The organism is Amycolatopsis speibonae, assembly GCF_042647925.1.
Lineage (GTDB): Bacteria > Actinomycetota > Actinomycetes > Mycobacteriales > Pseudonocardiaceae > Amycolatopsis > Amycolatopsis speibonae.
On record NZ_JBHRWK010000013.1, the window covers coordinates 19,071 to 38,421 of the forward strand.

The 19,351-nt window shown below is 69.4% G+C and carries 20 protein-coding genes and 1 pseudogene; 12 read left to right on the forward strand and 9 right to left on the reverse strand.

The features are described from left to right. Window positions 1-33: 33 nt before the first annotated feature. Together glgP and ACFOSH_RS07350 are read left to right on the forward strand one after the other, a co-directional pair. Window positions 34-2,574, forward strand: coding sequence for an alpha-glucan family phosphorylase (gene glgP, locus ACFOSH_RS07345; RefSeq protein ID WP_378237939.1), 2,541 nt, complete (start codon window positions 34-36; stop codon window positions 2,572-2,574). Window positions 2,575-2,689: 115 nt separating this feature from the next. Further along, complete coding sequence (locus ACFOSH_RS07350; RefSeq protein WP_378237940.1) at window positions 2,690-3,523, forward strand: hypothetical protein; 834 nt, start codon at window positions 2,690-2,692, stop codon at window positions 3,521-3,523. Between the two features lie 4 nt (window positions 3,524-3,527). Here ACFOSH_RS07350 and ACFOSH_RS07355 read toward each other — a convergent pair whose 3' ends face one another. Further along, window positions 3,528-3,923 (reverse strand): rhodanese-like domain-containing protein, encoded by a 396-nt coding sequence (locus ACFOSH_RS07355; protein WP_378237942.1) that lies wholly within the window; start codon window positions 3,921-3,923, stop codon window positions 3,528-3,530. Beyond that, window positions 3,920-4,468 (reverse strand): cysteine dioxygenase, encoded by a 549-nt coding sequence (locus ACFOSH_RS07360; RefSeq protein ID WP_378237943.1) that lies wholly within the window; start codon window positions 4,466-4,468, stop codon window positions 3,920-3,922. Before ACFOSH_RS07360 ends, ACFOSH_RS07355 begins: the two co-directional genes overlap by 4 nt. Before the next feature lie 348 nt (window positions 4,469-4,816). Between ACFOSH_RS07360 and ACFOSH_RS07365 the strand changes: the two genes are divergently transcribed. The 6 genes from ACFOSH_RS07365 (at window position 4,817) to ACFOSH_RS07390 (ending at window position 9,828) form a co-directional block, all read left to right on the forward strand. Continuing rightward, entirely contained in the window at window positions 4,817-5,629 is an 813-nt protein-coding gene (locus ACFOSH_RS07365; protein ID WP_378237944.1) for an ABC transporter ATP-binding protein, read from the forward strand. A gap of 64 nt (window positions 5,630-5,693) precedes the next feature. Next, the gene (locus ACFOSH_RS07370; RefSeq protein ID WP_378237945.1) at window positions 5,694-6,473 is read left to right on the forward strand and encodes an enoyl-CoA hydratase/isomerase family protein; all 780 of its coding nucleotides are present in this window, start codon (window positions 5,694-5,696) and stop codon (window positions 6,471-6,473) included. A 5-nt stretch (window positions 6,474-6,478) separates the two neighbouring features. Then, entirely contained in the window at window positions 6,479-7,441 is a 963-nt protein-coding gene (locus ACFOSH_RS07375) for a class I SAM-dependent methyltransferase (RefSeq protein ID WP_378237946.1), read from the forward strand. Continuing rightward, window positions 7,442-8,611, forward strand: coding sequence for a class I SAM-dependent methyltransferase (locus ACFOSH_RS07380; RefSeq protein WP_378237947.1), 1,170 nt, complete (start codon window positions 7,442-7,444; stop codon window positions 8,609-8,611). 11 nt (window positions 8,612-8,622) lie between these two features. Further along, window positions 8,623-9,387: an HAD family acid phosphatase gene (locus ACFOSH_RS07385; protein WP_378237948.1), complete on the forward strand. Its 765-nt coding sequence runs from the start codon at window positions 8,623-8,625 to the stop codon at window positions 9,385-9,387. 66 nt (window positions 9,388-9,453) lie between these two features. Further along, a complete protein-coding gene (locus ACFOSH_RS07390) occupies window positions 9,454-9,828 on the forward strand; it encodes a DUF427 domain-containing protein (RefSeq protein ID WP_378237949.1) in 375 nt (124 codons plus the stop codon). 119 nt (window positions 9,829-9,947) lie between these two features. Here ACFOSH_RS07390 and ACFOSH_RS07395 read toward each other — a convergent pair whose 3' ends face one another. Beyond that, on the reverse strand, window positions 9,948-10,667 hold the full coding sequence (locus tag ACFOSH_RS07395) for a hypothetical protein (RefSeq protein WP_378237950.1): 720 nt from the start codon (window positions 10,665-10,667) through the stop codon (window positions 9,948-9,950). A 67-nt stretch (window positions 10,668-10,734) separates the two neighbouring features. On the opposite strand from ACFOSH_RS07395, the gene ACFOSH_RS07400 reads away from it, so the two are divergent. Continuing rightward, window positions 10,735-11,511, forward strand: a complete 777-nt coding sequence (locus ACFOSH_RS07400) for a helix-turn-helix domain-containing protein (RefSeq protein ID WP_378237951.1) — start codon at window positions 10,735-10,737, stop codon at window positions 11,509-11,511. A 27-nt stretch (window positions 11,512-11,538) separates the two neighbouring features. After that, window positions 11,539-11,964 (forward strand): acyl-CoA thioesterase, encoded by a 426-nt coding sequence (locus ACFOSH_RS07405; protein ID WP_378237952.1) that lies wholly within the window; start codon window positions 11,539-11,541, stop codon window positions 11,962-11,964. A 281-nt stretch (window positions 11,965-12,245) separates the two neighbouring features. On the opposite strand, the pseudogene ACFOSH_RS07410 reads toward ACFOSH_RS07405, so the two are convergent. Beyond that, window positions 12,246-12,929, reverse strand: a pseudogene (locus ACFOSH_RS07410) (DUF222 domain-containing protein); the annotation flags it as partial. A 311-nt stretch (window positions 12,930-13,240) separates the two neighbouring features. On the opposite strand from ACFOSH_RS07410, the gene ACFOSH_RS07415 reads away from it, so the two are divergent. Together ACFOSH_RS07415 and ACFOSH_RS07420 are read left to right on the forward strand one after the other, a co-directional pair. Continuing rightward, on the forward strand, window positions 13,241-14,098 hold the full coding sequence (locus ACFOSH_RS07415) for a nitroreductase/quinone reductase family protein (protein WP_378237953.1): 858 nt from the start codon (window positions 13,241-13,243) through the stop codon (window positions 14,096-14,098). A gap of 459 nt (window positions 14,099-14,557) precedes the next feature. Continuing rightward, entirely contained in the window at window positions 14,558-15,535 is a 978-nt protein-coding gene (locus tag ACFOSH_RS07420) for an acyl-CoA desaturase (protein ID WP_378237954.1), read from the forward strand. Here the strand turns inward: ACFOSH_RS07420 and ACFOSH_RS07425 are convergent. Genes ACFOSH_RS07425 through ACFOSH_RS07445 form a run of 5 tightly spaced genes read right to left on the reverse strand, consistent with a single transcriptional unit; the run spans window position 15,515 to window position 19,323 of the window. Then, the gene (locus ACFOSH_RS07425; protein WP_378238057.1) at window positions 15,515-16,051 is read right to left on the reverse strand and encodes an alpha/beta hydrolase; all 537 of its coding nucleotides are present in this window, start codon (window positions 16,049-16,051) and stop codon (window positions 15,515-15,517) included. The two genes, ACFOSH_RS07420 and ACFOSH_RS07425, sit on opposite strands and share 21 nt — an antisense overlap. A gap of 48 nt (window positions 16,052-16,099) precedes the next feature. Then, window positions 16,100-16,951: a DUF4436 family protein gene (locus ACFOSH_RS07430; protein ID WP_378237955.1), complete on the reverse strand. Its 852-nt coding sequence runs from the start codon at window positions 16,949-16,951 to the stop codon at window positions 16,100-16,102. A gap of 58 nt (window positions 16,952-17,009) precedes the next feature. Then, window positions 17,010-18,038, reverse strand: a complete 1,029-nt coding sequence (locus tag ACFOSH_RS07435) for a sigma-70 family RNA polymerase sigma factor (RefSeq protein WP_378237956.1) — start codon at window positions 18,036-18,038, stop codon at window positions 17,010-17,012. Between the two features lie 17 nt (window positions 18,039-18,055). Then, window positions 18,056-18,712 (reverse strand): enoyl-CoA hydratase-related protein, encoded by a 657-nt coding sequence (locus ACFOSH_RS07440; RefSeq protein WP_378237957.1) that lies wholly within the window; start codon window positions 18,710-18,712, stop codon window positions 18,056-18,058. Between the two features lie 2 nt (window positions 18,713-18,714). Beyond that, entirely contained in the window at window positions 18,715-19,323 is a 609-nt protein-coding gene (locus tag ACFOSH_RS07445) for a TetR/AcrR family transcriptional regulator (RefSeq protein ID WP_378237958.1), read from the reverse strand. Window positions 19,324-19,351 lie beyond the last annotated feature (28 nt).

A 19,351-nucleotide genomic window follows, 5' to 3' on the forward strand; every position in this document is an offset into this window, starting at 1 on the left:
GGGGTGGGGGCTCTGCCGATATGGTCGCTCCTCATGAGAGCAGTCCGCCGGTTCACCGTCCGCGCGAGCCTGCCGGAGTCGCTCTCCGGCCTCGGTGACCTCGCTACGAATCTGCGCTGGACCTGGCATCCGCCCACTCGCGACCTGTTCGCGTCGATGGACGCGGAGCTGTTCAACCGCGTCCGCGATCCGTTGCGGATGCTCACCGCGCTGCCGCCGACCCGGCTCGACGAGCTGGCCGTCGACGAAGCCTTCCTCGCCCACGCGCGCGAGGCTGTCGCCGACCTGGACCGCTATCTCGCCGAGCCGCGCTGGTACCAGAAGCAGGACGGCACAGATCTCCCTCCCGCCGTCGCGTACTTCTCGATGGAGTTCGGTGTCACCGAGGCGTTGCCGAACTACTCCGGTGGCCTCGGCGTGCTCGCCGGTGACCATCTCAAGGCCGCGTCGGACCTCGGCGTGCCGATGATCGGGGTCGGGCTGCTCTACCGCGCCGGGTACTTCCGGCAGGCGCTGTCGCTCGACGGCTGGCAGGTCGAGCACTACCCGGTGATCGACCCCAACGCCTTCCCGCTGGAGCTGCTGACCGACGGCGGCGAGCCGGTGCTCGTCGACGTCGCGATGCCCGCCGGGCGGACGCTGCACGCGCAGATCTGGAAGGCCCGCGTCGGCCGGATCCCGTTGCTGCTGCTCGACACCGACACCGAAGCCAACGACGAGGACCTGCGCGCGGTCACCGACAGGCTCTACGGCGGCGACGCCGACCACCGCATCCGGCAGGAGATCCTGTCCGGGATCGGCGGCTTCCGCGCGGTGCGGCGCTACTGCGAGCTGACCGGGCATCCGCAGCCGAAGGTGTTCCACACCAACGAAGGCCACGCCGGGTTCCTCGGGCTGGAACGCGCCCGCGAGATCATCCAGACCGACGGGCTGGCGTTCGACGAGGCGTTGCCCGCGGTCCGCGCCGGCACCGTGTTCACCACGCACACGCCGGTCAGCGCGGGGATCGACCGGTTCCCCGTCGACCTCGTCCAGCGGTACTTCGCCGACGGCAGGCTGGTCCCGGACGTCGACCCGCGCCGCGTGCTCGCGCTCGGGGCGGAGGACAACCCCGGCCTGTTCAACATGGCGCATATGGGCTTGCGGCTCGCCCAGCGCGCGAACGGTGTCTCGGCGCTGCACGGCCGTGTGTCGCGGAGGATGTTCTCCAGGCTGTGGCCCGGATTCGACTTCGACGAGGTGCCCGTCTCCTCGGTCACCAACGGCGTCCACGGGCCGACCTGGGTGGCGCGCGAACTGAGCGCGCTGCTCGGGCGCAACCACGAGGAGCTGGGGCTCGACGGCACGCAGGGCAAGCCGCTGCGGGACGGCGTCAGTGACGAGCAGCTGTGGGCGCTGCGGCGTGAACTGCGGGAGAAGCTGGTCGCCGAGGTCCGGCGCCGGGTGCGGGCCGCGTGGATGCAGCGCGGCGCGTCCGCGCTCGAACTCGGCTGGACCGACACGGTCTTCGATCCCGACGTGCTGACCGTCGGTTTCGCGCGCCGCGTGCCGACGTACAAACGGCTGACGCTGATGCTGCGCGACCCGGAGCGCCTGCGCGCGCTGCTGCTGGACGAGCGGCGTCCGATCCAGCTCGTCGTCGCGGGCAAGTCGCATCCGGCCGACGAGGGCGGCAAGCAGCTGATCCAGCAGATCGTCCGGTTCGTCGACGATCCCGAGGTGAGGCGCCGCATCGTCTTCCTGCCGGATTACGACATGTCGATGGCGCGCTACCTCTACCGCGGCAGCGACGTCTGGTTGAACACGCCGGTGCGGCAGCTGGAGGCGTGCGGGACGTCGGGGATGAAGTCCGCGCTCAACGGCGGCCTCAACCTCTCCATCCGCGACGGCTGGTGGGACGAGTGCTACGACGGCAGCAACGGCTGGGCGATCCCGACCGCGGACGGCGTCACCGACCCGCTGCGCCGCGACGAACTGGAGGCCGCGGCGCTCTACGACCTGCTGGGCCACCAGATCGCGCCGCTGTTCTACGACCGCGACGCCGGTGGCGTGCCCGGCGGCTGGCTGTCGATGGTGTGGCACACGCTGGAGAGCCTCGGGCCGCGCGTGCAGGCGTCGCGGATGGTGCGGGAGTACGTCGAATCGGGCTACCTGCCCGCCTCGCGGATGGTCGCGGAGGCGACGGGTGACGGGTACCGCGGCGCGCTGTCGCTGGCCGATTACCGGACCAAACTCGACGTCTCCTGGCCGCGCGTGCGGATCTTCGACACCGAACTGCTCGTCGAGGACGCCGCGCCGATGGTCACCGGGACCGAGGTGATCATCCGGGCCCGGATCGACCTCGCCGGCCTCGAACCGTCCGAAGTGGATGTTCAGGCCGTCGTCGGGAAGGTCGGTGACGGGGACGAACTGACCGATCCCGTCACCGTCGGAATGTCCGGCGACGGGATCGGCGCGTTCGCGGCGCGGCTGAAGCTGCCGCATCCGGGGTCGATCGGCTACACCGTCCGGGTGCTGCCGAAGCACCGTCTGCTGGCCACACCGGCGGAACTCGCCCGGGTCGTCCACGCGTAAGCCTTCGTCAAGCCGGTACCGAACAAAAGAAACCGCTGATTCTCGATTTCCGCCGAACAATGCGGAACAGGCCGGTGAAATACACTTTGCCGGGCCGATCCTGAATCGCGGAGGAATGGTGGCTTCGGCGAAGGAAACGAAAACATCGCGCAGGGCCAAGGACCGGCTGCACCACGTCCACGCCCGCGCCGGGATCCAGCAGGACGGGCTGCGCCGCGCGCTGGGGCCGGAACTGCGGGCCATCTGGGGAGTCGCCGAGGACGCCGAGCCCGGCAGGGTTCGCGAGATCGTCCTTTTGCGGCTGAACCGCGTCCTCGAACGGTTCGCCGATCCGCTCATGCCCGAAATCGTCTGGACCGCCTACAACCTCGGCGTGGATCCGGTGACCGGCGGGGCGGGCATGGTCGGCCGGATCAGGACGATGGTCGGCCGCGGGCGGGTGGCGGTCTCCGAGCGGACCTGCACCCGGCGGTTCTACGACTTCCTGGGGACCGTCAAGAACAGCTTGGACGGTTTCCAGGAGGACCTCACCGGCGAGGACTTCAGGCTCGCGTCGCAGTGGATCGCCGGGAACGTCCGGCCGGAGCGGGAGCAGACCGACGGCGGCCTGCGCGACCCCGTCCCCGCGGTCATGCGGATGTTCCTCGACGGCACGGTGTGGGGTCCGGCGGACGAGGCGGGCGCGCCGATCCCGGCCCGTCTCGGCCCGTACGGCGACTGGCTCTGTGTCTTCACCGACGAGCGCCTGCTGGCCGAGTACCGCGCGGTCACCGGCGCGGGCTGGGCCCGGATCCGGCCCCGGACCGGCCGCGAGGTCGTGCTCGCGGCCGCCAGGCGGGAAGTGGCGACGGGCGTCCTGGTCAACCCCAGGCCGACGCGAGGCTCCGGGATCCACGCGGCGCTTCCGCTGTCCCCGGACTCGATCGCCCGGCTGGCGATCCGCCGGTAGGGCGTCAGGGAACGGCGGGGGTGCCGCCTTCCCGGACCGGGAGGCCCGCCGAACGCCAGGCCCGGAACCCGCCTTCGAGATCGGTGGCGCCCGGCAGGCCGAGCCGCTTGAGGTCGGCGGCGGCCAGACTCGACGAGTACCCCTCGTTGCACACGACGATCACCGTCGAGTCCGGGTTCACCTCCGGCAGCCGCCAGTCGCTGTCCGGCGCGAGCCGCCACTCGAGGTGGATCCGCTCGACGATCACCGAGCCCGGGATCTCGCCCTCCTCGAACCGGTTGACGTGCGGGCGGATGTCCACGATCAGGGCGCCGTCGCGCTGCAGCCGTTGTGCCTGCTCGGGCTCCGCCCGGTTCAGTCCGGACCGGGCGGCGGCCAGCAGTTCGTCGATAGCGGTCATCGGCCCAGTATCGGGGCCAGCGAGGGGATCTCGGCGGGAACGTCGGCGAGGGTCACGTATTCGCGGGTCGCGACCAGCGGCGGAGAGTAGGCGTGGACGCTGGCGGCGGGCGCGGTGCCGATGCCGGTCACCTGGTGCGCGCGCCCCGCGCCGAAGCCGATGCCCTCGCCCGCGGCGTGCGTGCGGCGCCGGATCGGGCCGCCCGGGTAGCGGTACTCCTCGCCCAGTTCACCCTGCAGCACGGTGAACGAACCGGACGCGCCGCCGTGGTCGTGTGGTTTGGTCTGCTGGCCGGGCAGCCAGGACAGCAGCCACAGTTCGACGCCGTCGGTCAGCGCGAGCCGCGCCCACCAGCGGCGGTCCTCGTCGAAGCGCAGCAGGCCGCGCAGGCCCGAGGTCAGTTCGGTGGTGACGGTGGTGGTCAGGTCGGCCAGCTCCCGGGGCGTCCAGAGCAGGCGCTCGGGGTGCAGCAGCTCGGGCAGCAGCGGATCGGCCAGCCGCGGGTGGATCTCGAAGTCCTGGCGGGGCGAGACGGACGTGGTCACGGTGAGGCTCCTCGTGGAGGTTCGCGGGCTCGGAAGCAGGGGCCGAACGCGGCGCGACACGGGTGCCCAGGCACACCTGTGCCGGGAAAAGAGCAGGACTCAGCCGTGTCGCGCGGCGGTACACCCGGACGAGGCGACGAGGAGCAGGTCGATGGTCCGGCGGCGCCAGAAAGAGCCCCCGATGACGGGGAAGGCGGCGGACACGGACCTGATCACGTCTTCGATGTTGCCACAGCCGCCGGTTCGGCGGTTACTCGGAACAGCTCTGTCTCACTCCCTGGACCAGCCGCTTTCCGCCGACCGGCGGCCCGGTGCACACGCGCGCGCGTGTGCGGACACAATGGGCTCGTGAGCGAGCCGATCCAGCCCAGCGAACTTGACGACCTCGTGGTGAGGATGACCGGTGTCGGGGTCCGCCGAACAGGCAACGACCTCCTCGCCGACCTCGACTGGACCGTGGAACTGGACGAGCGCTGGGTGGTGCTCGGCCCGAACGGCGCGGGCAAGACCACCCTGCTCCGGCTGGCCGCGGCCGAACTCCACCCGACCTCGGGGACGGTCGACCTGCTCGGCGACCGGATCGGCAAGGTCAACATCTTCGAGCTGCGCCCGCGGATCGGGTTCACCTCGGCCGCGATCGCGCAGCGGGTGCCCGGCGAGGAACGCGTCATCGACGTCGTGGTGAGCGCCGGATACGCCGTCGTCGGCCGCTGGCGTGAGGAGTACGACAGCCTCGACACCGACCGCGCCCGCGAACTGCTGGCCGCGCTGGGCATCCCGCACCTGGCCGAACGCACTTTCGGCACGTTGTCCGAGGGCGAGCGCAAGCGGGCGCTGATCGCGCGGTCGCTGATGACCGACCCGGAGATGCTGCTGCTCGACGAGCCCGCCGCCGGACTCGACCTCGGCGGCCGCGAAGACCTCGTCGCGCGCCTTTCGGAGCTGGCCCTCGACCCGGAGGCCCCGGCCATGGTGCTCGTCACCCATCACGTGGAAGAAATCCCGCCGGGATTCACCCACGCGCTACTGCTGCGTGACGGCCGCGCGGTCGCGTCCGGCCTCGTGGACGACGTCGTGACCAGCGACAACCTGTCCAAGACGTTCGACCAGGACCTCCTGCTCGAACGGTCCGGTGATCGTTACTTCGCCCGTCGCCGTTGAGTGGTCGTACTGACCGGTAGCGTGTGAGTCTGTCGTTGTGGACGGCCCGTTGAGGAGGACTGGCGTGGGAGAGTTCGTAAGCCTTGAGGTCGAAGGCGGGGTCGGCACGATCCGGCTGGACCGCCCGCCGGTCAACGCGCTGAACAACCAGGTGCAGGCCGAGCTGGCCGAGGCGGCCCGTGAGGCCTCCGAGCGCGACGACGTGCGCGCCGTGATCCTGTACGGCGGCGAGAAGACCTTCGCGGGTGGCGCGGACATCAAGGAGATGGCCGAGCGCACCTACCCCGAGATCGCGAAGTTCGGCGCGGCGCTGACGGCGTCGCTGGCCACCATCGCGAACATCCCGAAGCCGGTCGTCGCGGCCATCACCGGCTACGCGCTGGGCGGCGGCCTCGAACTCGCGCTGACCGCCGACCGCCGGATCGCCGGCGACAACGTCAAGGTCGGCCAGCCGGAGATCCAGCTCGGCGTCATCCCCGGCGCCGGTGGCACGCAGCGCCTCGCGCGGCTCATCGGCCCGAGCAAGACCAAGGACCTCGTGTTCACCGGCCGCTTCGTGAAGGCCGAAGAGGCGCTGGCACTGGGCATCCTCGACGAGGTCGTGGCACCGGACGACGTCTACGCCGCCGCGCACAAGTGGGCTGCCCAGTTCGCGAACGGCCCTGCCGTGGCGCTCCGCGCCGCGAAGGTCGCCATCGACGGCGGTCTCGACACCGATCTCGCGAGCGGCCTCAAGCTCGAATCACACCTCTTCGCCGCGCTCTGGGCGACCGAAGACCAGCGCAACGGCATGAAGTCGTTCATCGAGAACGGCCCTGGCAAGGCCACCTTCGAGGGGAAGTAAGCACGATGACCCAGGTGAACGACCCGGCGCCGAACCCGCACGCCACCGCCGAAGAGGTCAAGGCCGCCTTCGACGACCCCAAGCTCGCCAACGTGCTCTACCACGACTGGGAAGCCGGGACCTACGACGAGAAGTGGTCCATCTCCTACGACGAGCGCTGCATCTCCTACGCGACCGGCGTGTTCAACGCCGTCGCCGGTGAGGACGGCCAGCCGTACCCGACCGCGATGGAACTGGGCAGCGGCACCGGTTTCTTCCTGCTGAACCTGATGCAGGGCGGCGTGATCAAGAAGGGGTCGGTCACCGACCTCTCGCCCGGCATGGTCCAGGTCGCGCTGCGCAACGCCGAGAAGCTCGGCCTCGACGTCGACGGCCGGGTCGCCGACGCGGAGCGGATCCCCTACGAGGACAACAGCTTCGATCTCGTCGTCGGGCACGCGGTGCTGCACCACATCCCGGACGTCCGCGCGGCGTTCGCCGAGGTGCTGCGGGTGCTGAAGCCGGGCGGGCGGTTCGTCTTCGCGGGCGAGCCGACGAAGGTCGGCGACTTCTACGCGCGCAAGCTGGGCCAGATCACGTGGTACCTCACCACCAACCTGACCAAGCTCCCGGCGCTGACCGGCTGGCGCCGTCCCCAGGAGGAACTCGACGAGTCCTCCCGCGCGGCCGCGCTCGAAGCCGTGGTCGACATCCACACGTTCGACCCGTCCGACCTCGAGTCGATGGCCCGCGGCGCGGGCGGCCAGGACGTCCGCGCGGTCACCGAGGAGTTCGCCGCCGCGCTCGCGGGCTGGCCGATCCGGACCTTCGAAGCCGCCGTCCCGCAGGAGAAACTGACCCTGCGCTGGCGTCTGTTCGCGTACCGGCTGTGGCTGCGACTGTCCGCTTTGGACAAGAAGCTGCTCGCCAAGGTGCTGCCGCGCGAGCTGTTCTACAACGTGATGATCACCGGTACCAAGCGTTCCTAGGTGCCTTACGCGTTCACTCTCGACGACGTCGCCTTCCTGCGCTCCGGCGCGGGAAGCGCGGCGCTCGCCGAATGCTCGTCCCTGCCGCTGACCGACAAGACCCGCATCGCCGACGTCGCCGCCGTCCGCCGGATCGCCCCGGAGCACGCGGCCGCGGTGCTGGAAACGGTGGTGCTGCGGCGGAAGTCGTCGTCCAAACTGGACTCCGCGGGCTCGTGGCTGTTCACCGGTGACGCCCTTCAGCAGGCCAGCGCCACACTGGTCGCCCGGCACCGGGCCTCGCGACTGGCCGGCCGCGACGTCCACGACGTGACGTGTTCCGTCGGCGCGGACCTGATCGAGATCGCCCGCGTCGCCGATCGGGCGATGGGCTCGGATCTGGACGAGGTCCGGCTGGCGATGGCCCGGCACAACGCTCTCGAGGCCGGCGTTTCGCCGGTGCTGGTGCGCGCCGACGCGTTGCGGCCGGTCAGCCGCTCCTCGGTCGTCGTCGCCGATCCCGCCCGCCGTGACTCGGCCGGGCGCCGGGCGTGGAAGCCCGCCGATTTCCTTCCGCCGCTGGACGGCCTGATCGAGGCGTACGCGGGCCGCGAACTTTCGGTCAAATGCGCGCCGGGTCTCGATTTCTCCATCGCACCCTGGGCGGACGAGGTCGAACTGGTCTCTTTGGACGGTCAGGTCCGCGAGGCCTGCTTGTGGCGCGGCGTGGGATCCACTGTGTCCCGGCGCGCGACGGTGTTGCGTTCGGACAGTGCACAGTGGACTGTCACCGACGCCGATCCCGACGAGATCCCCGTTCGCGAGCCGGGTGAATGGATCGTCGACCCCGACGGCGCCGTCGTCCGGGCCGGACTTGTGCGGCATTACGCGGCACGGCATGGCTTGTGGCAGCTCGACGAACGCATCGCGTACCTGACCGGGGACGTACCGCCACCGGGAATCCGGGCGTTCCGGGTGTTCGAGTACGGACCGTACAGCGAGAAGAATTTGCGCGTACTGCTGAAGAAGCACGATATCGGTCGGCTGGAAATCCTCGTTCGTGGTCTCGATATAGACCCGGATGCGTTGCGGCGCAAGCTGAAACCCCGTGGCGGTGAAGAAGCGACTTTGGTACTGACCAGAATCGGCCGTTCTGGAGTAGCGTTCCTTTGCCGCGCACAGCTGACGTGAGGAGCACTTCCATGAGCCGGTTCACCGGTCTGCTGAAACTGGCCGCCGCCGCGGCCGCCGGAGCCGTTCTCGCGGGCGGTGCCACCGCCGTCGCGAACCAGGACGACGCCTCCTGGCGGCGCGGGCACGAGCCCGCCAACATCGGCCAGGTCAAACTCGACGTCAAGGCCTACTACGGCGACGTCGTCGGCCCAGACGGCAAGCACCAGTACTCGGAGAACAGCCGATTCGTCTCCGACACCAAGCGCCAGGTCTCGGACGCCAAGCGCTACCTCACGCGGCGGCTGGACCGCGGCGTCGAGAACCCCGCCGTCGTGTTCGACGTCGACGACACCGCCGAGGTCACCTACGGCTGGGAGGTCGACAACGACTTCGGCTTCGACCCGAAGAAGCAGCAGGAAGCGATCGACAAGGGCACGTTCGTCGCGAACAAGCCGGTGCTGGAGCTGGCGAACTGGGCCGCGCAGCGCGGCGTCAAGGTCTACTTCCTGACCGGCCGCAACGAGTTCCAGGGCCCGCAGTCGCTCAAGAACCTCGCGAACGAGGGCTATCCGGCGCCCGCCGGCGCGTTCTTCAAGCCGAAGACCACCGCGCCGGACTACCTGCCGTGCGGGCTGACCTGCACCACCGTCCAGTACAAGGCGGGCACGCGGAAGCACATCGCCTCGACCGGCGCGACGATCCTGGCCAACTTCGGTGACCAGTTCAGCGACCTCGAAGGCGGTTACGCAGAGTTCCCGGTGAAGCTGCCGAACCCGATGTACTACCTGCCCTGAGGGGAATATCCGGGCGGGCGGCGTCGCTGTGCCAGGTAGCGGAGAAACCCCCGAGGGAGCTGATCCATGCCTGACAAGAAGGTGCTGAAGCCCAGCGCGAACCACCCGATCACGGTGGCGCCGAACAAGGCGCGCGTGGTCGTGACGGTCGGCGGGAAGGTCGTGGCGGACAGCGCGAACGCGCTCACGCTGCAAGAGGCGAACTACCCGCCGGCGCAGTACATCCCGCGTGCCGACGTCGACTTCGACTTGCTGGAGCGGACGGAACACTCGACGTACTGCCCGTTCAAGGGCGACGCGTCGTACTACAGCATCCGGACCGGCGACGGCGTCGCCGAGAACGCCGTCTGGACCTACGAAGCGCCGCACGACGCGGTCGCCGAGATCAAGGACCACGTGGCGTTCTACCCGGCGAAGGTCGACGCGATCGAAGAGCGCTGACCCCGCCCCGCAAGTGCTATGAAAGGTCCTTTCCTTGCAAATTTCGCAAGGAAAGGACCTTTCATAGCACGGGAGGCGAGTTCTTCCGGAGTGCGGCGTGGGCTGACGCTGTGTAGCGGTCAGGGGAGCTGGTTGATCCTGTCGGCGTCCGCGGAGAGGGAGGTGTCGGGCTCGATCCGCCAGGCGTCCAGCCCCGGTGCCTCGACGAGCGCGTCGATCAGGGCCTCTTCGCCCGCGACGAGGGTCGAGTCGAAGTCGACCTCGGTGGCCACGCACCAAGCGCGGTCTTCCGGCCAGAACAGGTTGGGGGACTGCGCCTCGAACCAGCTCGGCCGCGGCCGCCAGCCGAGTTCCGTCGCCGAGGTCAGCGGCCCGGTGAACATCAGGTAGTCCCGGCCCGGATGCCGCAGGCGCGGCGAGTCGAGGTGCTCGCGGGACAACGTCGTCTCGTCGGCCCAGCCGTAGCCCTCCCAAAGGCAGAACCAGGCGTCCGAAGAGGAGGTGTGGCCGCCGAGGACGGCCAGCAGCGCGGTGAGGCTGTGCGACGGCAGCGTGCCGCGTCCCGGCGGCGAGCCTCGCCACAGCGAGCCCGTGAGGTTCACCGGATCCGGGGAGCCGACGAGCGCGTGCCACTGCATGGCGCCGTGGGCGCGGCGTCCCGTTTCGGTCGCGGCTTCGCGCCAGCTCGCCCAGCCGCCGCGGTCGCGTTCCGCCGGGTGGCAGAGGCGGGCGTAGGCGGCATAGCCACGCGGGACCGTGCGGCAGGCAGCACCGAACGCCCCGCCGAGCCTGGAGGAGATCCAGCCGGCGGGGGACGGGTCGAGTACCGGCCTCAGCACGACGGCAAGTCTTCAGCAAGATCAAGCGAGGCGCATCTTGTCGGTGGGCGGGGGCATACTCCCGGACGTGGGTGTTCCGCTGCGCCGCCGTTCGGGTCGTTCGACGTACCGCGAAAGTGTGCCGGCCGCGAAGGTGGCGGAGGTGGTCGAGAGCGCCTGGACGGGTTTGGTGGGGCGCAGCCGTCCGCTGCGGGTGTTCCCGGACGGCTGCGTGGACCTCGTCTGGGACGGTCGGGGGCTCACCGCCGTCACCACGGTGCGCGGGGTGTTGCGGCGCGAGCTGCCGTCGGCGGAGTGGACAGTCGGGCTTCGCCTGCGGTGCGGTGCCGGTGGCGCGGTACTGGGGCTGCCGATGACGGATCTGACGGCGGAGGCCACCCCGCTGCGCGACCTGTGGGCTGGGAGGGCCCGTCGTGCGGAATCCAGGCTGGCCGAGTGCGACATCCCGGGCGAGGCGCGGTCGGTGCTGGAGGCGCTGGTCGCGGAAAGGCTCCGCGACGTCGAGCCGGACGGGCTCACGATCGAGGCCGCTCGCGCGTTGCGGTCGCCCGGCGCCCGCGCCGATCAGGTGGCGGCGGAGCTGGGCGTGAGCGAACGTGGTCTTCGGCGGCATGTGCGGCACGAGGTCGGCGTGGGTCCCAAGGAGTTGCAGCGAGTGCTGCGGTTCCACCGGTTCCTCAAGCGAGTCGAGGCCGTCGCGCGGGCCCGTTCGTCGCTCGCCGATGTCGCCGCCGAAGTGGGCTACGCGGACCAGTCCCATCTCGGACGGGAATGCCGGCGGCTGGCGGGCGCCTCGCCCGGCGCGCTCGTGCGTTCCTGGACTGGCCGAAACGTTCCAGACTGAGGCAGGTCCCCGGGCGAAGATCGGGGAGTGCTCGAACCTTTCCGCGTCACCCTCGATATCCGCACGGACGATCTCGACGTCAACGGGCACGTCCGCGGCCCTGCCTACCTCGCGTACGCCGATCACGCGCGCTGGGAATGCGTGTGGGCGGCCGGAGTGGATCCGCTGGCGCTCAAGGCCGGGAACCTCGGCCCGGTCAACCTCGAAACGACGATCCGGTTCCGCCGAGAGCTTCGGGCCCGCGCGCGGATCGACGTCCTGACCCGGTTCACCTGGGAGCCGGGCAAGGTTTCGCGGGTCGTCCAGGAGTTCGTGGCACCGGACGGTGCGATGGTGGCCGAGGTGGAAAGCCTTTCCGGGCTGCTGGATCTCGAACGCCGCCGCCTGGTCGCCGATCCCGGGCGATACTGGCGAAAGTACGCGGAGCGGCCGGAAATCCTCGGCCTGACTTGATCATTCGCCGGTGGTGACTCTCCTTTCGTAAAGGCTGGTGGGCCACTTCGCCTCGGGCGGGTCCGACACGTGGTCGAATCCCGCACCCCTCGTAGAGCGCGCGCAAAGCAGGATTGCCGCGTGTCGTCGCCACCCGGACGAACGCCTTGCCCCGCGCCGCGGCTTTCGCCTCGACCCAAGCGACGATCCGGATCCCGAGCCCCAACGAGGTCGAGGTGGGCTTCACCGATGTCCCGGATCAAATCCTCGTACGACATGGTGACGAGGATGTGGGTGGCTTCTCCGGCCTGGCCGGGCAAATTGCGGCTGGTGGTCTTCAACCGCACATAGTCGGTGAAAGCGTCGCCATAGCGTTCGTCTTGAGTGCGGGAGTCCCGGACTCCGTCGATGGCCTTGTGGGGCTTGGCCATCGGATCCAGGTCGGATTTGAGGCGGGCGTAGGTTTCCAGGTCGAGGGTGGCGGTGAGGCCGAGGGTGCCGTCGCGGCGTGTGACGAACCGCAACTCCGGCCGCACATCCTTGGGATCCTCGTTGCGGGGTTCTTTCCCGTCGGGGTCGAGGTTGTCGAGCAGGCGTCGTCCGGCTCGGGCGATGGCGCGGGGTCCGGTATGACGAGCGAGATCGACGAGGATCTTTTCGCCGTCTCGGATCTTGTGTTCGGGGATGGTGGCAGGGATGCGGGCGAGGGTGCGGATGATGGCGTCGATCTGTGAGCCGCCGATCGCGCCTTCCCTAGCCGCGTCGGCGGTCAGGGGCGCGAGAGGTGGGGCCGGGTCACCGCCGATAGTGGGGCCGGGGTGGAGGGCGAGGACGCGGTCGGCGCGGTCGTTGGCTTCCTTGTCGGTGACGAGGAAGTCTTCGTAGATCAGTGCCGCCAACGTCGAATGCCCGGAGCAGCCCCGGATCGCGGTGTCGACGCGCCACCACTCGGTGGGTGTCGTCGGGGATGTGTTGTCGCTGGCCACGGAAACAACGATACCCGTAATCGAACAAATGTTCTATCACACGTTTATGTGGCACCCACAAGTATGAGTGCGCGGCAGGGAAGCTTTGTGCTAGCGTCATGCCTGAGCCCCGTATGGGCCTATGCATGGAGGTAGCGGCTACTCGGCCACCAGAGATCGGCACACACCGTCTCTCGCATTCACTCATCCCCGCGTCGTGGGATGACGCCTCCATGCGGTGCGCTCGAATCCGGGCGTACCAAGACTTGTGCGCTTTTCTTCCGGTGATGGTTCCGCGTCCTCCTGTCATCACATCGACGGGAAGGAACGAATTGACCGGCTTCAATGACCAGGTGATCGAGGAATTCAGGCAGAACAAGGGAAAACTCGGCGGCATGTTCGAGGGGTGGCGGCTGATCCTGCTCACCACCGTCGGCGCCAAGAGCGGCAAGCGGTGGACGAGCCCGTTGGGGTGCCTCGAAATCGACGGCAAGACCGTCGTCGTCGCTTCGAACATGGGGGCGCCGAGGAATCCGGGGTGGTATCACAACATCCGGCACGACCATCGGGTCGCCGTCGAGACGGGGACCGAGACCTACGAGGCGATCGCGGCCCTTCCGTCCACGATGGAGCGTGACGCGTTGTTCGCGAAGGTCGTCGCCGAGGATCCGGGATTCGCCGAGTACCAGGCGAAAACGACACGCGAACTACCTGTCGTGATCCTGCACCGGATCGATGACCGGGTGCGAGGGATGGGGGATTTCCTGGTGGAGGTCCACGAATGGCTGAGGGAGGAGCTCAAGACGTTGCGTGCCGGGGTCGACGACCTCGTGGCCGGACGCGCGGAGTCGCTCGCCATGGAGAAATCCTTGCGGGCGCACTGTGTTTCGTTCTGCGAGGCGTTGACCAAGCATCATACCGGCGAGGACATGGGAGCCTTTCCCATGCTGGCGCAACGGTTTCCCGCGCTCGCGCCGACGTTGGCGAAACTGGGGGAAGACCACGTCGTCGTCGCGACGCTGCAGAAGCGGATCCGCGAGCTCGTCGAGGGTTACGTCCACGGCGAGAGCGACCCCGTGAGCCTGCGCGAAGACTTCGACGCGCTCGCAGGAAAGCTCGAAGCACATTTCGCTTACGAGGAGCGGACTGTCGTCGCGGCACTCAACTTGACGGCTCCGGCATACGGTTGATCGAAGTGGACGCCCTGGGGTTTCGGCCCCGGGGCGTGTATCGTGGTCGGTGGCGGCGCTCTTCGCAGCGTGACGCCGATCTCGTGCGAGGCGGTGGAAATCGCCCCCGGCCTCGCTGAAGACCGCGAAACGGCGGTCCCCTTCGAAAGGTTTAATCGTCAAAACTCACAGCACGGACAGTGCGCTGTTCAGCCATCCGCTCGAAACCCAGGTCGAGCGATCCGACCCCAAGACCCCTCAGGGTGAGCGATACATGGATCTTTTTCGCGAACCTTCTTATCCCACACTGGAACCTTCGGTCGACGCCGTTCGTTGAACGGACCGGTCCAACGTTTTGGGTGTCGTGTTGTCCAAGCACGCTCGCGCAGAATTCGTCGCGGGCATGCTTTCTCGTGCGCCGCGTCGTGCTCAGGCTTCCGCAGCTGACACATGCCTCGGCCATCGACCAGAAACGGCGACATGACCTCAGCTCTGAGACCTCTGGACAGTGAAGAGCGGCAGGCGCCGCAACCTCTGATGTCCGGGGAGCAGTCCCGCACCGAAAACCTTCTCGTCAAGTTGTTCGCGGTGGTGCCCCTGCTGGCACTGGCCGCCTCCGTCCCCTTCGCGTGGGGCTGGGGACTCGGCTGGGTGGACCTCGGCCTGGCCGCCGCGTTCTACTTCCTGACCGGCCTCGGCGTGACGGCCGGCTTCCACCGCTACTTCACCCACGGCGCCTTCAAAGCCAACCGCGGCCTGCGGATCGCCCTCGCGGTCACCGGCAGCATGGCCATGCAGGGCCCCGTCATCGGCTGGGTGGCCGACCACCGGCGCCATCACGCCTTCGCCGACCGCGAGGGCGACCCGCACTCCCCGTGGCGGTTCGGCACCAGCCCGGCGGCGCTGGCCCGCGGCTTCTGGCACGCACACATGGGCTGGCTTTTCGAACGTGAGAAGACCAATGCCCGGCGCTTCGCCCCGGACCTGCTCGACGATCGTGACATCGCCCGCGTCGACAGCCTGTTCCCGCTGCTCACCGTCGTGACGCTGCTCGCGCCCGCCGTCCTCGGCGGCCTGATCACGCTGTCGTGGTGGGGTGCGGTCACCGCGTTCTTCTGGGCGAGCCTCGTCCGGGTGGCGCTGCTGCACCACGTCACCTGGTCGGTGAACTCGCTGTGTCACCTGATCGGCGACCGCCCGTTCGCTGCCCGCGACAAGTCCTCGAACTTCTGGCCGCTCGCCATCGCCTCGATGGGCGAGTCCTGGCACAACTCCCACCACGCCGACCCGACCGGCGCCCGGCACGGTGTCCGCCGCGGTCAGCTCGACATCTCCGCGCGGCTGATCTGGCTGTTCGAAAAGGCGGGCTGGGCGACCGAAGTCCGCTGGCCGAAGGCCGACCGCCTCGGCCGCAAGCTCAACCCCGGCCACTCGCTGTCACTGCGCCGGAGGGCCTGAGCCGCCTGCGATGGCGTCGATCAGCTCCGGGCCGTCGGAGAACGCCGGGTCGTTGTGATCGGCGCCGGGGACTTCGACAGCCTTCGCGCCCGCGGCCTGCGCCACTTCGCGGCTCTGCGCTGCCGGGACGATCGAGTCCGCGGAGCCGTATACGACGGTGACAGGGGCCTTCACGCGCCCGACGTTGTCCCGCGTCGGGAACTCGTCCCGCAGCAGCCACCGGACCGGCAGGAACGGATAGTGCCGCTGCCCGACCGACGCGAGGTCGACGAACGGCGAACGCAGCACGAGCGCGGACGGCGGACGTTCGGTGGCCAGTTCGGTGACGACCGCCGAGCCGAGGCTTTCGCCGAAGTACACCAGCGGCACCCCGGCCTCGCGCGTCAGGAAGTCCTGGGCGGCGCGGACGTCCAGCGCCAGCCCGTCCTCGGACGGCTCGCCGGGATTGCCCCCGTACCCGCGATACTCCAGGAGCAGAACCGAAAGGCCGCGTGCGGTCAGCGCGCGGGCCAGCAGCGCCCGGTACGACCGGTTCCCGGTACGACCAGCACGGCTCCATCATGCTCATCCGGCGTCCGGTTTGCCGTGTTCGGTGATCGCGCCGGTCACCACCGCGACCACGACGCACAGCGCGATGACGACCTCGGCCCACAGGAAGGCCGTGTAATCCAGCAGGGAGCCGATCGGTGGCGAGCCCGGGGCGAGATTGCGGAATCCGGCGAGCGCGAACAGTGTCGCGGCCATGAACCCGAACGACGGCCAGACCAGGCCCTTCCTGCGCGCGATCAGATGCCGCGCGCCGAAGAACACCGCGATGGCCAGGCCCCACATGGTGATCATCATGAACAGCGCGAAGACCAGCACGCTGGTGGAGCGACTGAACCGGACATCGAGGCCGCCCTGGTCTTCGGCCGCGCGATAGTCCTTGACGGAGAAGGAGAACAGACTGTCCACTTTCTCCAGTGTGAACAAGACGGGGGCGGGTTCCCCGTTGTGGACGGCCGCGAACTCGATCCGCGCCTCGTAGCCGTCGAAGGGATAGTCGGTGACGGCCCCGCCGGTCAGCGCGATCGGAAGATCGAAACTGGAGATCCGATGGTGCGCGGGGAAGACGCGGTCATCGCGAAGGCTGGAAGACGTCAGCAGCCGGAGCTCGCCGGTCGACGCGACGCCGTCGTCTTCCCCGAACCGCCCGAGCGGGACGACCAGCACGCGCAGCACGGCCTCCCGCGCGGCGGCGTCCACCTTGAGCACGGACGCGTTGACCTCGATCCGGTCCGGGGCGTGCGAGCCCACCCAATGCCCGGTGTCGCCCGCGGTCCGGTCCGCGGCGTGCAGCCACAGGCCGAGCCCGGCGGCGATCACCACGGCCAGCACGGTGGCGACGACCTTGAACACCGGAGTGATCTTCCGCATGGCGGCCATCGTGGCAGTCCTGGACCGGTTCGGCCGCCGTTGTCATGCGGAGGAGTGATCAGGGCTTCGTCGGAGGAAGGCCGAACTCCGCGAACAGGGCCGGATCGAGGAACGACGTGATCTCGTGGATCCGGTCGTCCCGCAGCGACAGCACGTTGATCGACCAGGCGTGGTGGACGGCGTCGGCCGATTCGCCGACGTAGCAGGCGACCGTCGGCTGGCCGTTGGCGGTGATGACCTCGTTGCGCCAGCTCGGGCACCGGCTGATCGGCACTTCGACGGCGAAATCGGAGACGGCCTCGATGCCGCGGTACCAGTGCGCGAGTGGCGGCATGGACCAGGTGACGTCCTCGGTCAGCAATGCCACGAGCGCGTCTGCGTCGCCGCGGTCCAGCGCGGAGGCGAAGTCCGCGGCGATCTCGCGGACCCGCGCGTCTTCGAGCTTCCGCAGCGTCTGCTGCTGGCTGGGCGACGGGACCTTCTCGGCCACGATCGCCCGCGCCCGCTGCAGCGCGCTGTTCACCGCCGCGACCGAAGTGTCCATTGTGGACGCGATCTCCGCGGCGGAGAAGCCGAGGACGTCGAAGAGCAGCAGCGCGGCCCGCTGGTTGCCCGGCAGATGCTGCAGCGCGGCGACGAACGCCAGCTCGACGGCCTCGCGCTGCTCGTACCGGGTGTCCGGCCCGGCCGGGCCCCGGCCGAGGCTCCCGTCGGGATACGGGCCGAGCCACGCGACCTCGGTCACCGGGGCGTGTTCGAGCACCGCCCGCTCACTCGACGGGCCGAGGTCCATCGGGAGGGCGCGTTTGCCGCGTGCGGCGGCGGTGTCGAGACAGGTGCGGGTGGCGACGGTGTAGAGCCAGGTCCGCATCGAGCTCCGGCCTTCGAACCGTTCCAGCCCCCGCCAAGCCCGCAGGAGAGCGTCCTGGAGAGCGTCGTCGGCGTCGTGGGTCGAGCCGAGCATGCGGTAGCAGTGGGCGTGCAATTCGCGGCGCAGCGGCTCCACCAGGCGATTGAACGCCGCGTCGTCCCCGTTACGGGCTTCGGCGACGTCCGGGTCCTCGGCGCGCAGGATGTCTTCGCTCACAGTCGATGATTGTGCCCTTACTTGGCGCGAAGCGCGGTGAGGGCCGGGGTGAACATCGTCGTCTTGATCGCGGCCAGCGTGCCGCGGTCCTTCCCGGCCAGCGGGCGGACGAGGTCGGCCGCGTACTCCAGCAGCGCGGACTTCTCGGCGACGGCGTCCACGAGCCCCAGATCCCGCGCGTCCGTGCCGCCGAATCGCCGTCCCGTGGTCATCGACGCGATGGCGGCCGAGGGGGTGAGCTTGCTCTGGATGAGCCCGGCCATCCCCGGCGTGAACGGGATGTTGATGTCGGCTTCGGGGAAGCAGAAGAACCCGCGGTCGGCGCGCATCACCCGGAAGTCGTGCGCCATCGCCAGCATCGCCCCGGCGCCGAAGGCGTGCCCGTTGATCGCGGCGACCGTGTGCACGCCGAGGGTGAGCACGCGGGCCAGCAGTTCGTGGACGTCGGCGACGTACTGCGCGGCCTGGACGGCGTTGCTGGTGAGCCATTCGAGGTCGAGGCCGTTCGAATAGAACTTCCCTGATCCGACGGTGACCAGTACGGCCGGATCCGGATAGGCGACGACGGTGTCGAGCTGGGAATGCACGGTTTCCAGCCAGGACGGCGAGAAACGGTTCTCGTCGTCTCCGAGGTCGAGCAGGAACACCGGGGCGTCGTGACGCAGCGTCGGCATCGTCAGTCCTTTCGTGGGGGTGGGAGCAGGAGTATGGCGTGGACCGCGGCGGCGAGCCGTACGCGGGAGTCTTCGGGGATCGGCTCGCCCGCGGTGAACGCGCGCCGGAACAGGGCCGTCGGCAGGTCGACCACGCAGGTTGTCAGTACCTCGACGGCTTGCGCGTCCCGCCTTTCCCAGAGCCCGTCCGCGAGCCTGACCAGCAAGGAGACCAGGCGTTTGTCGAGCGTCAGGAGGTCGCCGGCGAGGTCGTCGGGCACCTGCGGACCGAGCAGGTGCTCCTTCTTGACCGTGATGAGCAGGCGGGCCGCCTCCGGCCTTCGGTCGGCGAAAGCGGCAGGAGCGTCCGCTGCCGCCGCGACCGCCGCGGCCGGGTCGGCCGCCTGATCGGCCAGTTCGGTCTGGAGGTCGAGGAAGTCGCCCGCCGCACGGAGCCAGACCCGGGCCAGCAGTGCGCCGAGTGAGCCGAAGGCGTGGTAGATCGTGCCGTTGGGGACCCCCGCGGCGGCCGCGAGGGACCGGACGGTGACGCCTTGGGCGCCGCCTTCGACGACGAGGCGCTCGGCCGCGTCGAGCAGCCTGTCCAGATCGTGCAGGCGGGGGCGGGCCATGGGGCGAGAGTAACAGAGCGCTTGCTCT